Here is a 12,383-nt window from a genome sequence, read left to right as displayed (position 1 = left end):
ATTGTTAAAAAAGGCGCGGTCAGGATTGAGACACTGACCGCGCCGATTACTTTCCCCGGTTTGATAGGTGGCCGGTGCTTATTGCCCGCCTGCAGCCGCAACGCTGCGTGGCTCCATCGGCATTTCGCGCGGAGGCCGCCCGATCACATCGCGCAAGTCTTCCAGTTCGATGAAATTGTCGGCCTGGCGACGCAGCTCGTCCGAAATCATCGGCGGCTGGCTGCGGATGGTCGAAACAACCGAAACACGCACGCCCTGGCGCTGAAGGCTGGCAATCAGCGGGCGGAAATCCCCATCGCCCGAAAACAGCACGATATGATCAACGCGCGGTGCAAGTTCCATGGCATCAACGGTCAATTCGATGTCCATGTTCCCTTTGACTTTCCGACGCCCCATGCTGTCGGTGTATTCTTTTGCCGGTTTGGTCACCATCGTGAAGCCGTTGTAATGCAGCCAGTCAACCAAGGGACGGATCGGCGAATACTCGTCATTTTCCAATAGCGCTGTGTAGTAGAAAGCACGAAGCATCTTGCCGCGGCGCATGAACTCCTGGCGCAGCAATTTATAGTCGATGTCAAACCCCAGTGCTTTTGCGGCCGCATAAAGATTCGAGCCGTCGATGAACAGCGCTAGCCGTTCGTCTTTATAAAACATAAATAGATCCTTCCGGTACTAACCAGAACGCCGGATGATTAGGTGAGTGAGCTAGAAAATAGGCGGCGCGCTGATATGCCTATAATTAGGGCTTTTATCATGTATCGCAACCATGCAATTCACCGAATATAGCGAGTAGTAGGAGCAAATCTTTGTCAGAATCAGTGATTGCACTGGGTGCGAATCTCAATTTGAGATCATCTGGGCCCAAGGTGACACTTCAAAGGGCTATTGACGCGATTTTGCGTCAGGGGGTGGTGATTCGCGCCGTCAGCCGCTTTTTCGAGACCCCTTGTTTCCCTGCCGGAGCTGGGCCGGATTACGTCAATGCGGCTGCATTGATCGAGACTGAAAAGACCCCGGCCGAGGTTCTGCAATTACTGCATGAGATCGAACACGAATTTGGCCGCGAGCGGGTGCAACGGTGGGGCATGCGGACATTGGATCTGGATCTGGTCTTTTATGACGATCTTATACTGCCGGATCCTGCTGAATACGACCATTGGCTTAACCTGCCGCCCGAGGCGCAGAAACAGCAGGCGCCCAAGCAATTGATCTTGCCGCATCCGCGCCTGCAGGACCGGGCATTCGTGTTGGTTCCGATGGCGGATGTAGCCCCTGATTGGCGGCACCCGGTGCTTGGTCGGACCGTCACCGAGATGGTCGCAAGTCTGCCTACCGAGGATGTCGAGGCTGTAACCCCTCTGTGAATGGTGCAATTGACGCCATTTCGTGCTTGTCAAGGCGGGGATTCGCCCTTAGATAAACGTCTTCCTGACATGGATTCAGTAACGGAGAGCGCCCCATGGCCCGCGTGACGGTTGAAGATTGCGTAGACAAGGTTCCAAACCGGTTTGAACTGGTGATGCTTGCCGCCCATCGTGCGCGCGAGATTTCCGCCGGTGCATCGATCACCGTCGACCGTGACAACGACAAGAACCCTGTTGTGTCGCTGCGCGAGATCGCGGACGAAACCCAAGGTGCCGACGAGCTGCGCGAGCGTCTGATCGAAGCCAACCAGACCCAGATCGAGGTGGATGAGCCAGAAGAAGATCAGATGGCTCTGCTGATGGGTGCGGAATCGGACAAACCGGTCGAGGATGACATGTCGGAAGAGAAGCTGCTGCGCGCTCTGATGGAGGCTCAAGGCCAGGGGTAACCCCCAAACACGAAGGTGCGGACCGGATGATTTCTGCTGAAGACCTGATTGCGCTGGTCCGCAACTATAATCCCAAAACCAATGCCGACCGCATCGCCCGGGCTTATGAGTTCGGGATGCAGATGCATGACGGTCAGTTCCGCCATTCCGGCGAACCCTATTTCACCCATCCCGTTGCCGTTGCCGCCATCCTGACCGAACAGCGTCTGGACGATGCGACAATTATCACAGCGCTGCTGCACGACACGATCGAGGATACCAAGGCCAGCTATGGCAAAGTGTCCGAGCTGTTCGGGGATGAGGTCGCCAAGCTGGTCGATGGCGTCACCAAGCTGACCAATCTGCAGCTGTCCAGCCGTGAGACCAAACAGGCCGAGAATTTCCGCAAACTGTTCATGGCTATGTCCAAGGACCTGCGGGTTATTCTGGTCAAGCTTGCCGACCGTTTGCACAACATGCGCACCATCAAAGCGATGCGTCCGGAAAAGCAGGTGGTCAAGGCGCGCGAGACGATGGATATCTACGCGCCACTTGCGGGACGGATGGGTATGCAGTGGATGCGCGAGGAACTGGAAGACCTCGCCTTCCGAGTGCTGAACCCTGAAGGCCGCCAATCTATCATCCGCCGCTTTATTACTCTGCAACGGGAAACTGGCGATGTGATCCACCGCATCACCGGCGATATGCGGCACGAGCTTGAAAAGGCCGGGATCGAGGCAGAAGTGTTTGGCCGTGCCAAAAAACCTTATTCGATCTGGCGCAAGATGCAGGAAAAGGATCAGGGGTTTTCACGCCTGTCCGACATCTATGGCTTCCGCATCATCACCCAGACCGAAGAAGACTGTTACCGTACCCTTGGCGCTATCCACCAGCGCTGGCGCGCGGTGCCGGGAAGGTTCAAGGATTACATCAGCCAGCCGAAATCGAACGGATATCGCTCGATTCACACGACGGTGTCAGGGCGTGATGGCAAACGGGTCGAGGTTCAGATTCGCACCCGTCAGATGCATGACGTGGCCGAAACCGGTGTTGCGGCGCACTGGTCGTATCGCGATGGTGTGCGGTCGGAAAACCCGTTTGCAGTCGATCCCGCCAAGTGGATTGCCAATCTGACCGAACAGTTCGACAGCGAGGATGATCACGAAGATTTCCTCGAAGCCGTCAAGCTTGAGATGTATTCGGACCAGGTGTTCTGCTTCACGCCCAAGGGTGATGTGGTGAAACTGCCGCGCGGCGCGACGCCGATTGATTTTGCTTATGCCATCCACACAAGGATCGGCCATGCGTGCGTCGGGGCCAAGGTGGACGGTATCCGTGTGCCGCTGTGGACCCGGATCAAGAACGGGCAATCGGTGGACGTGATTACTGCGGATGGGCAAACCCCACAGGTCACATGGCTTGAAATCGCAGTTACCGGCAAGGCCCGCACGGCCATCCGTCGCGCCCTGCGCGAGGTGGATCGTGAACGGTTCATCAAACTGGGCAAAGAACTCGCACGTTCAGGGTTTGATCATGTCGGGCGCAAGGCCACCGACAAGGCGCTGGACACCGCAGCCAAGCACCTGCGTCTGAAAGACCGGCACGAGCTGCTGGCCCGCCTCGGCAGCGCTGAGCTAACAGCACATGATGTAGTCAGCGCCGTTTACCCGGAGCTGACCCAAGACGATGGCGACGCCATTTCCCCTCGTCGTGCTGTGATTGGTCTGGAGCCTGGGCAGAAATTCGACCGCGCGCCCTGTTGCCAGCCGTTGCCGGGCGAACGCATCGTCGGCATCACTTTTCGCGGCAAGGGCGTGGTGGTTCATGCCATCGATTGCGATCGCTTGTCCGACTATGAAAGCGAACCGGATCGATGGGTCGACTTGCACTGGCATTCGGGCACACACCCGGCAGTTTATGGGGTGACGCTGGACCTGACCATCGGCAATGACGCTGGGGTGTTGGGGCGTATCTGTACGTTGATCGGTGAGAAAAAGGCCAATATCTCGAACCTGGAATTCGTTGACCGCAAACCAGATTTTTACCGTCTTTTGATCTCTGTCGAACTGCGTGACCTTGAACAGTTGCATTCGCTGATGTTGATGCTTGAGGCTGAAAGCGACGTTGCCGCGGTCGAGCGGCATCGGGATCGGGAAAAAACCGCAGTTGCGGCAGGCTGAGAAGGGGTGATCAGGAGTGGTTTTCAAGCGCCGAGACCGACGCTCGCCCATTCAGATCGCTTCGGAATTCATCTATCCGCGCGGCGGCTGGACCCGTGCCTTTCATTACGTCAAACACCGCATCCGGCGGCTGCCCGATTCACCTGAGCGTATCGCGCGTGGTGTCGGGGTGGGCGTGTTCACGGCGTTCACGCCGTTTTATGGGTTCCACTTCTTTATCGCGGCCCTGCTTAGCCGGATTTTCAACGGCAATTTGCTGGCATCGCTCAGCGGTACCTTCTTTGGCAACCCTCTGACTTATGTGCCCATCGGGGTCGTCTGCCTACAAACGGGCCATTTCCTTTTGGGTGACGACTTTGAAGAGGAAGAAACCCACGGCTTGATGGACAGCTTCTTCAAGGCGTTGAGTGACCTGAAGAACAACTTCATGGCGATGTTCACGGGCCGCGATGCCGATTGGCGCGGGCTAAGTGTGTTTTATGATGAGGTTTTCTTTCCCTACTTGATTGGCGGCATCTTCCCCGGGCTGATTGCCGGGTACATCTGCTATTATCTCAGCCTGCCGGTGGTACGCACCTATCAGCAGCGCCGCCGCGCCCGGATCAAGGCGAAATTCGATGAAATCAAGCGTTTGGCCGAAACCAAGGCTGCCGTTCCGGTAGCAAACCCTCTAGGCTCGGGCCGGAATTCGGGAAAGGAATCAAGCGATGTCTGACAAACACCTGCGTCTGGGCGTGAATATCGACCACGTGGCCACCGTGCGCAACGCACGTGGCGGGGCTTATCCTGACCCTTTGCGCGCGGCCAAGTTGGCCGAAGAGGCCGGTGCCGACGGCATCACTGCTCACCTACGCGAAGATCGCCGCCATATCTCGGACGCTGATATCGATGGGCTGATGGAGGTTCTGTCGGTGCCGTTGAATTTTGAAATGGCCGCCACACCCGAAATGCAGCAGATCGCCCTGCGCCACAAACCGCACGCGGTTTGCATCGTTCCCGAAAAACGCGAAGAGCGGACCACCGAAGGTGGGCTTGAGGTCGCGCGCGAGGAAAACAAGCTGGCCCATTATATCGCCCCTTTGCGCAAGGCGGGGTGTCGGGTGTCGATCTTTATTGCAGCCGATCAGCGCCAGATCGAAGCGGCCCACCGCATCGGCGCCGAAGTGATCGAACTGCACACCGGCGCCTATTGCGATGCCCACGCCGAGGGCCGCATGGACGAGGCTACGCGTGAAATGGAATCACTGCGCGAGATGTCCGCCTATGCCCACTCGCTGGGGCTGGAGGTTCACGCGGGACACGGCCTGACCTACGACACGGTGCAACCCATCGCCGCGTTCCCCGAGGTACGCGAGTTGAATATCGGTCACTTTCTGATCGGTGAATCAATCTTTCGCGGCCTCACCCCTGCGATTGCCGAAATGCGCCGGTTGATGGATGAAGCGCGGGGGTGATCGTGTTGTGTAACCAAGGTCGGAAGGTGGGGTAATGTAATGAAAGCAATTGCATATCGTAACTTTGGTCCAGCAGAGGACGTGCTTGAACTGATTGATATGCCCGATCCGGTGGCTGGGCTGGGTGAAGTTGTGGTTCAGATCAAAGCCACCGGAATCAATCCGTCGGATGTTAAGTTGCGTGGTGGTGCGCGGCCCGGGGCGGTCATGCAGCACCCGCTTGTCATTCCACATTCGGATGGTGCCGGAGTAATTGTGTCCGTTGGCTCAGGTGTCGATCCGTCCCGGGTTGGTGAAAGGGTCTGGATCTGGAATGGCCAGTGGCAACGCGCGTTCGGAACCGCTGCTGAGTATATCGCTTTACCGTCAGAGCAGGCCGTTACTCTTCCTGACATTACCAGTTTCGCCGAAGGTGCGTGTTTTGGGATTCCGGCAATGACCGCATGGTATGCCTTGTATGCTGACGGGCCGATCGCTGACAAAACTATCCTGGTGACCGGCGGGGCGGGTACTGTGGGGCGTTACGCCTGCCAAATGGCCGCTCTTGGCGGGGCTCGGGTTATCACCACGATCAGTACGCAGAAAAAAGCAGTGCACTCTGGTGCAAAGGAATTTGTGAATTACCGCACCCAAAACGTGGCTGAGACTGTATTGGATATGACAGACGGCGCGGGCGTTGATCGTATTGTCGAAGTGGACTTTGCGGCAAATCAGGATGCGTCTCTGGCACTAATCCGGCCGGGTGGTACCATCGCAAGTTATTCTTCCGTGTCGCAAATGCGACCAGAGCTCGATTTCTACGGTTTCATGTTCAAGAACATCCGCTTGCATATGTTGATTGTTTATCAACTGGATGCTGTTGCTCGGCGCAGGGGCGAAGCTCAACTGAGTGAATGGTTGAAGCAGGGGGCATTGAACCATGCAGTAGTGCCAGGCGGGCATTTAGCCAACGCAGCGGCAGCCCACCAAATGGTTGAAGCCGGTGACAAACTGGGCACCGTGGTTCTGGAGGTCTGATGTGATCCTTGGCATCGGCACAGACCTCGCAAATATCGAACGCATTCAGGGTACGCTCGACCGGTTTGGCGACCGGTTCCGCAATCGTGTTTTCACCGATACTGAACAGACCAAGGCCGAGCGCCGCGCCGATACGGCCGGGACCTATGCCAAACGCTGGGCCGCGAAAGAGGCATGTTCCAAGGCGCTGGGCACCGGCCTGCGCATGGGTATCGCGTGGAAGGATATGGCGGTCACTAACCTGCGTACAGGCCAACCTGTCATGCATGTCACCGGTTGGGCCGCCGAACGTCTGAAAGAGATGACGCCTGAGGGCCATGAAGCCATCATCCATGTCACTCTGACAGACGACCACCCTTGGGCACAGGCCTTCGTGGTGATCGAGGCCCGACCACTTCAAGATAACGCCACGCAGCCTTGACTTGCCCCCGTCGGCCCCGCATGTAGCACCCCAACAACCAAAGGACCGGAGAGCAGTATGGCCGAGGACGTCAAAACCGGAAATCCCGTGTGGGAGACGATCAAAACCATCGTCTATGCCCTATTGATCGCGGGTGTTTTCCGTACCCTGTTCTTTCAGCCGTTCTGGATTCCCTCCGGCTCGATGAAACAGACGTTGCTGATCGGGGACTTCCTGTTCGTCAATAAAATGGCCTATGGCTATTCTTATGCCTCGTGCCCAAGCCTGATTATTCCCAGCGTCGGCTTGAACGTCGATGCGGAAGATATTTGCGGTTGGATGAAAGGTGACAACACGCGCATTTGGGGTGGTGAGCCCGAGCGCGGCGACGTCATCGTTTTCCGTCATCCCGTCACCGGGCGCGACTATATCAAGCGGCTGATCGGCCTGCCGGGGGATCGCGTTCAGGTCCGTGAGGGGCAGATCATCTTGAACGGTACACCAGTGCCGCAACAACCCGACGGCGTCTTTACCGAAACCGCCGAACCTCAAGGCCCGCAAGGCCTGCGCCCGCGCTGCGAGAACGGGCCTGTCGGCATTGGCGGTGTCTGCGAAAAGAGCCGTCTGATCGAAACCTTGCCCAACGGGGTCTCTTACGACGTGCTGAACATCACCGATCAGGGTTCGGACAATACCGGCATTTATACTGTGCCCGAAGGCCACTATTTCTTCATGGGTGACAACCGCGACAATTCCAGCGACAGCCGCTTGCCACAGTCCGCCGGAGGCGTGGGGTATGTTCCTTATGAAAACCTGATTGGTCGTGCTGATCGGATCATGTTCTCGTCCGCGGGTCGGTCGATGCTGTTCTTCTGGACCTGGCGTGGTGACCGCTTCTTCAAGGCGATCAATTGAAGCTTTCCGCCGAGATAAAAGCGTTTGAGCAGCGATTGGGGTATGAGTTCGCAGACCCCGAACTGCTGGTGCGCGCGTTGACTCATGGATCGGTCTCTTCGGCGACCCGGCCTGATAACCAGCGGCTGGAGTTCCTGGGCGACCGCGTTCTGGGCTTGGTCATGGCGACGGCTCTGCTTGAGGCCGACAAGAAGGCATCCGAAGGCCAACTTGCCCCCCGCTTCAATGCGCTGGTCCGCAAGGAGGCGTGCGCTGACGTGGCCCGTCAGATCGATCTGGGCGCGGTGTTGAAACTGGGCCGGTCTGAAATGATGTCTGGCGGCCGTCGTAAACAGGCCCTGCTGGGCGACGCGATGGAGGCGGTCATTGCCGCGATCTATCGCGATGCCGGGTTCGAAGCGGCGCGGGATGTAATTCTGGCGCTTTGGGGCGATCGTATCCACACGGTCGAAGCTGATGCGCGGGACGCCAAAACCTCGTTGCAGGAATGGGCGCAGGCGCGGGGCCAAAAGCCGCCGTCTTATGTCGAGATCAAGCGCAGCGGCCCGGATCACGCCCCCGTCTTCACGATTGCCGCTCGACTGCAAGACGGCACCGAGGCTCAGGCAACCGCAGGTTCAAAACGTCAGGCAGAACAGGCCGCAGCCAAATCGCTGTTGGAAAACCTACCTAAGTAGATTGTGGTCTTGGGCAGGGGGCAAGCCCCCTTTCGCCCGTATTGGTGTGGTCAAACTGAACCTCAATCCACCCGAATATATCCGGTTAGCCCGGTTTTCTGATGCTCGATCACGTGGCAATGAAACGCCCAGTCGCCCGGGTTGTCGGCGACCAACGCGATCTCGACCACCTCATCTTTCAACAGCAACATCGTGTCGGTCAGCAATGGTGGTAACGGGCGAAGGTTCGATTTTATCGGTACAAAAGCCAACCCATGCAGGTGGATCGGATGCAGGTTCGGTGACTCGTTACGCAATCGCAAAACATAACTTTTACCTCGTTGCAGCGTGGCCAACGGACCAACCCCTTTCGCCGCATCCCCCGGCCAAGGCCTTCGGTTGATCGACCAGAAGTTATACCCCAGAGAGCCACAAAACCCATTGGTCGGTTCGCCTCCTTCGGGTGTCCAGCCAAAGACAAATTCGTGCAATTCGGCATTCGCCAGATCCGGTTTTGTTGTGGGGTTCACGGGTAGGGGGCGCAGCTCGCGCAGTTCGCGCGAGACGGGCGCACCCACTGCACGCAAACGGGTCATAGAGCGATTCGGCTGTCCAGGAAACTTGGCCATCAGATCGACAGTCTGACCCTCGCCTAGTGGCATTTTCAAAGCAAAATCCACACGCTGTCCGGGTCCAATCAGCAAGGGGTCATCGGCACTGGGCAATGGAAAGTCAACTTCGACCGGATGACCGTCCCATGCGATAATTCGGGCTTCGGCACCGTTCAGATGCACCTTGTAGATGCGGGTTGTGTCCGTGTTTACCACGCGCAAACGCACAAGGCTGCCTGCGACGTGATCATAAACCGGCCCATCCAGCCAATTCACCGTTTGCACATTACCAAAGGTTCCCGCCCTTGCGGCCCCGCGCGCGGTGTAGGCAGGCAGGAACGACCCGTCATCATTCAGGCGGAAATCACGCAGGTTGATCACCTGCTCGCTGTCAAAACCGGGATCTGCGGCCTCGGCGATCACCAGCACTCCGGTCAGACCATGGGCCATCTGTTCCATCGTCATGCAATGAGGGTGATACCAATAGGTGCCCGCATCTGGAGGCGTGAATTCATAGTCAAACACCTCACCCGGTCCAATCGGCATTTGGGTCAGATAAGGCACCCCGTCCATGTCATTCGGAATACGCAGCCCGTGCCAATGCATCGCCGTATAATCAGGCAGGGTATTGCGCACCGGCAGGCGCATCACCTCACCCTGTTTGCCATGTAAAACCGGAGGCGGCGCGTCGGGCGACAGGCTGACCATACCGGTGGTGACCTGATCGCGCAGGGCAAAGCTGGCGGGTTGGACGACCAACTCTTGCGCACCTGCCGCTAAACCAATGCATCCCAGTCCTAACGCCCCGGCAGTGGCACCACTGCCCAAAAGAAACTCGCGACGGTTCATTTCAGCCTCATGAAAAGAAGGATTGCCTGGCTGTTATTGGCGTGGCGTGATCCGGTGATGCCATCCCGACCGCATGGCCGCAATGCGACAAATGCCTCTGGCCCGCGAGGCCTTTCTGCTATAGGGGTGCGCACTTGCAAACAGGATCGCATCACACATGACCACACGCGCCGGATTTATCGCCCTGATCGGAGAGCCCAACGCAGGCAAATCCACCCTTCTGAACCGCATGGTCGGGGCTAAGGTCTCGATCGTGACGCATAAGGTGCAAACCACCCGCGCCCGCATTCGTGGTGTGGCGATGGAAGGGGATGCGCAACTGGTATTCGTTGACACGCCCGGCCTGTTCAAACCCCGCCGTCGTCTGGATCGCGCCATGGTCGCGGCCGCCTGGGGCGGGGCTGCGGATGCTGATGTGGTGGTGCTGATGGTTGAGGCGCATCGCGGCATCACCGAAGGGGTCGAACGCATCCTCGAAGGTCTGGAAGAGATCGGGCAGGGCCGTACCATCGCGCTGGCCATCAACAAGATTGACAAGGTTCCGTCCGAGAAACTGCTGGCGCTGACCAGCGATCTGAACGCGCGCTATCCTTTTGCCGAAACTTTCATGATCTCGGCCGAGCGCGGCTATGGTGTGGACGATCTGCGTAAGTGGCTGGCCGCAGAACTGCCCGAAGGACCTTGGCTGTATCCCGAAGATCAGATTGCCGATCTTCCGATGCGCATGATCGCCGCCGAGATGACGCGCGAGAAACTGACCCTGCGCCTGCATCAGGAACTGCCCTACCAGTTGACCGTCGAGACCGAGAACTGGGAGGAACGCAAGGATGGGTCCGCCAAGATCGATCAGGTCATCTATGTCATGCGCGACGGTCACAAAGGTATTGTGCTGGGCAAACGCGGCGAGACCATCAAGGCCGTCAGCCAGGCAGCGCGGGCCGAGCTGGAAGAGTTCCTCGACCGCAAGGTTCATCTGTTCCTGCAGGTCAAGGTGCGCCCGAACTGGCTGGAAGAATCCGAGCGCTATTCGGAAATGGGGCTGGATTTCAAAGACGGCAACGCATGACGCGCCTGACGGCTGATTTCTGGGTCCACGCCTATCTGGCGCGGCTGCGGTTTCAGGACATTCCGGCCTACGTAGTGGCCCACGGGGACGACACGGCCGGCGCTGTGCTGGTTAAGCTGAACACTCTGGACGGGCGGGCCGTGGCCTTCCAACGCAGCTTTGATCTGATGAGTGGTGAGCGTAAATGGGTTGAACTCTCTAGCGGTGCGGAAATGGACGTGGATGAAGCCATCCGACGCCAGCGCAGCTTTGACCCCGATCTTTGGGTGATCGAGGTAGAAGACCGGCAGGGGCGGCATCTTCTTGGAGAAGAAGGGCTGGATTAACTGCAGCTTGGTCTGGCGGACAAAGTCTAACAATCTATTTCTATTTTGCGTTACACCCTGCACACTGAAATACTATCTGGAATTGTGCCCCCTTCCTAAGAGTTTGGAATTTATGAAAACCTTCTTGTTAGCCTGCCGTCTTCCCTTTTTGCTCTTGGTTTGCACAGCGACTTCCGCAGCGGCGCAGCCCAGATTGGGTTGGATCTATCAACTTGACGGGCTTGCTGCTTTTCAGGGCGATGCGAGTTTGAGTGGAGGTGGAGAGTTCTCGGCAAGCCGTGCTTTTGTGCGAACCACCGCGCTTTATAACATGGACGGAGGGAACTCCGTTGGGGTGTCGGCTAGCTTCGGTAGGTTCGATTACAACTTTAGCGAAGCAAATAACCAGCCTTGGGAAGATATCCGAGACATTCGCGTTTCCTTGCCAGTGCGGTTTCGAGTTGGAAATACAGCCACCGCCTTTATATCGCCACAGATCAGATGGGACTATCAAAGCGGCGCTACTGCCTCGGACGGACGTACCTATGGAGCTTTTGCGGGTATTGCATGGAAGCTAAGTGAGCGTCTTACCATCGGCCCTGCATTTGGCGTGTTTTCGCAGTTGGAGGATGACGATATCGATTTCTTCCCAGCCTTGTTGGTGGATTGGGATATAAACGACCGCTGGAACTTGAACACAGGCTCAGGGATTGGTGCTACGCAAGGTCCAGGACTCACGCTCAGCTACGCGCTAAATAACGAAATGAACCTGTCGCTTTCGGCTCGCTCCGAGAGAATACGGTTTCGATTGGATGGAGATGGCTTGGCTCCGGATGGGGTGGGTGAAGACAAAAGCATCCCTGTTGTGCTGGCGTTAGGTTACAGTCCCAATCCTGGCGTTTCGTTGAATGTGTTTGCAGGGGCTGAGTTGGATGGCCGTTTGACGTTGGACGATGCAAATGGTTCGGAACTCAGTCGCCAGAATTACGAAACGGCACCGTTGGTCGGCTTTGCATTCAGAGTAAGGTTCTAATTGCCCTTCTGGTTCAGTTTTTCCCTCTAAACTACCCGACCTGCGACTATCCTCCGAAAACCTGGAGCCATGGGGGACCGGGATTGGCCTAGTGCGATCACGGCA

14 protein-coding genes are annotated in these 12,383 nt (G+C 57.3%); 12 read left to right on the top strand and 2 right to left on the bottom strand.

Features of this window, described 5'->3' with window-relative positions:
• Window positions 1-78: 78 nt before the first annotated feature.
• Window positions 79-654, bottom strand: a complete 576-nt coding sequence (locus tag ACR0LY_RS11600) for a LabA-like NYN domain-containing protein (protein WP_058283597.1) — start codon at window positions 652-654, stop codon at window positions 79-81.
• A 128-nt stretch (window positions 655-782) separates the two neighbouring features.
• Between ACR0LY_RS11600 and folK the strand changes: the two genes are divergently transcribed.
• The 9 genes from folK to rnc all read left to right on the top strand — a co-directional run bounded on the left by folK (window position 783) and on the right by rnc (window position 8,435).
• The gene (gene folK / locus ACR0LY_RS11595; protein WP_170350431.1) at window positions 783-1,364 is read left to right on the top strand and encodes a 2-amino-4-hydroxy-6-hydroxymethyldihydropteridine diphosphokinase; all 582 of its coding nucleotides are present in this window, start codon (window positions 783-785) and stop codon (window positions 1,362-1,364) included.
• A gap of 95 nt (window positions 1,365-1,459) precedes the next feature.
• Window positions 1,460-1,813, top strand: coding sequence for a DNA-directed RNA polymerase subunit omega (rpoZ, locus tag ACR0LY_RS11590; RefSeq protein WP_170350365.1), 354 nt, complete (start codon window positions 1,460-1,462; stop codon window positions 1,811-1,813).
• A 26-nt stretch (window positions 1,814-1,839) separates the two neighbouring features.
• Window positions 1,840-3,972, top strand: a complete 2,133-nt coding sequence (locus tag ACR0LY_RS11585) for a RelA/SpoT family protein (protein ID WP_170350366.1) — start codon at window positions 1,840-1,842, stop codon at window positions 3,970-3,972.
• A gap of 16 nt (window positions 3,973-3,988) precedes the next feature.
• Window positions 3,989-4,687 carry a DUF2062 domain-containing protein gene (locus tag ACR0LY_RS11580; protein ID WP_170360028.1) on the top strand — a complete coding sequence of 233 codons (699 nt, stop codon included), beginning with the start codon at window positions 3,989-3,991 and terminating at the stop codon, window positions 4,685-4,687.
• Window positions 4,680-5,426, top strand: coding sequence for a pyridoxine 5'-phosphate synthase (locus ACR0LY_RS11575; protein ID WP_170350368.1), 747 nt, complete (start codon window positions 4,680-4,682; stop codon window positions 5,424-5,426). The genes ACR0LY_RS11580 and ACR0LY_RS11575 overlap by 8 nt, the downstream gene beginning before the upstream one ends.
• A gap of 39 nt (window positions 5,427-5,465) precedes the next feature.
• Complete coding sequence (locus tag ACR0LY_RS11570; protein WP_170350369.1) at window positions 5,466-6,443, top strand: NADPH:quinone reductase; 978 nt, start codon at window positions 5,466-5,468, stop codon at window positions 6,441-6,443.
• Window position 6,444: 1 nt separating this feature from the next.
• The gene (acpS, locus tag ACR0LY_RS11565; RefSeq protein WP_170350370.1) at window positions 6,445-6,864 is read left to right on the top strand and encodes a holo-ACP synthase; all 420 of its coding nucleotides are present in this window, start codon (window positions 6,445-6,447) and stop codon (window positions 6,862-6,864) included.
• Window positions 6,865-6,921: 57 nt separating this feature from the next.
• The gene (lepB, locus tag ACR0LY_RS11560) at window positions 6,922-7,758 is read left to right on the top strand and encodes a signal peptidase I (protein WP_170350371.1); all 837 of its coding nucleotides are present in this window, start codon (window positions 6,922-6,924) and stop codon (window positions 7,756-7,758) included.
• Window positions 7,755-8,435: a ribonuclease III gene (gene rnc / locus ACR0LY_RS11555; protein WP_170350372.1), complete on the top strand. Its 681-nt coding sequence runs from the start codon at window positions 7,755-7,757 to the stop codon at window positions 8,433-8,435. The genes lepB and rnc overlap by 4 nt, the downstream gene beginning before the upstream one ends.
• A 62-nt stretch (window positions 8,436-8,497) precedes the next feature.
• On the opposite strand, the gene ACR0LY_RS11550 is transcribed toward rnc, so the two are convergent.
• Window positions 8,498-9,874, bottom strand: coding sequence for a multicopper oxidase family protein (locus ACR0LY_RS11550; protein WP_170350373.1), 1,377 nt, complete (start codon window positions 9,872-9,874; stop codon window positions 8,498-8,500).
• A 157-nt stretch (window positions 9,875-10,031) separates the two neighbouring features.
• Between ACR0LY_RS11550 and era the strand changes: the two genes are divergently transcribed.
• The 3 genes from era (at window position 10,032) to ACR0LY_RS11535 (ending at window position 12,278) form a co-directional block, all read left to right on the top strand.
• Window positions 10,032-10,940: a GTPase Era gene (gene era, locus ACR0LY_RS11545; protein ID WP_170350374.1), complete on the top strand. Its 909-nt coding sequence runs from the start codon at window positions 10,032-10,034 to the stop codon at window positions 10,938-10,940.
• A complete protein-coding gene (locus ACR0LY_RS11540) occupies window positions 10,937-11,266 on the top strand; it encodes a DUF1491 family protein (RefSeq protein WP_170350375.1) in 330 nt (109 codons plus the stop codon). The genes era and ACR0LY_RS11540 overlap by 4 nt, the downstream gene beginning before the upstream one ends.
• Window positions 11,267-11,378: 112 nt before the next feature.
• Window positions 11,379-12,278 carry a hypothetical protein gene (locus ACR0LY_RS11535; RefSeq protein ID WP_170350376.1) on the top strand — a complete coding sequence of 300 codons (900 nt, stop codon included), beginning with the start codon at window positions 11,379-11,381 and terminating at the stop codon, window positions 12,276-12,278.
• The last annotated feature ends 105 nt before the right edge of the window (window positions 12,279-12,383 follow it).

It is taken from the genome of Ruegeria sp. BC5 (assembly GCF_056539205.1).
The sequence above is the reverse complement of the archived record's forward strand: the minus strand, read 5'-3'. Positions and strand labels throughout refer to the sequence as shown.

Coding starts and splice junctions, on each gene's coding strand:
- ACR0LY_RS11600 (WP_058283597.1), bottom strand. CDS start 654: ATGTTTTATAAAGACGAACGGCTAGCGCTGTTCATCGACGGCTCGAAT.
- rpoZ (WP_170350365.1), top strand. CDS start 1,460: ATGGCCCGCGTGACGGTTGAAGATTGCGTAGACAAGGTTCCAAACCGG.
- ACR0LY_RS11585 (WP_170350366.1), top strand. CDS start 1,840: ATGATTTCTGCTGAAGACCTGATTGCGCTGGTCCGCAACTATAATCCC.
- ACR0LY_RS11575 (WP_170350368.1), top strand. CDS start 4,680: ATGTCTGACAAACACCTGCGTCTGGGCGTGAATATCGACCACGTGGCC.
- ACR0LY_RS11570 (WP_170350369.1), top strand. CDS start 5,466: ATGAAAGCAATTGCATATCGTAACTTTGGTCCAGCAGAGGACGTGCTT.
- lepB (WP_170350371.1), top strand. CDS start 6,922: ATGGCCGAGGACGTCAAAACCGGAAATCCCGTGTGGGAGACGATCAAA.
- ACR0LY_RS11550 (WP_170350373.1), bottom strand. CDS start 9,874: ATGAACCGTCGCGAGTTTCTTTTGGGCAGTGGTGCCACTGCCGGGGCG.
- era (WP_170350374.1), top strand. CDS start 10,032: ATGACCACACGCGCCGGATTTATCGCCCTGATCGGAGAGCCCAACGCA.
- ACR0LY_RS11540 (WP_170350375.1), top strand. CDS start 10,937: ATGACGCGCCTGACGGCTGATTTCTGGGTCCACGCCTATCTGGCGCGG.
- ACR0LY_RS11535 (WP_170350376.1), top strand. CDS start 11,379: ATGAAAACCTTCTTGTTAGCCTGCCGTCTTCCCTTTTTGCTCTTGGTT.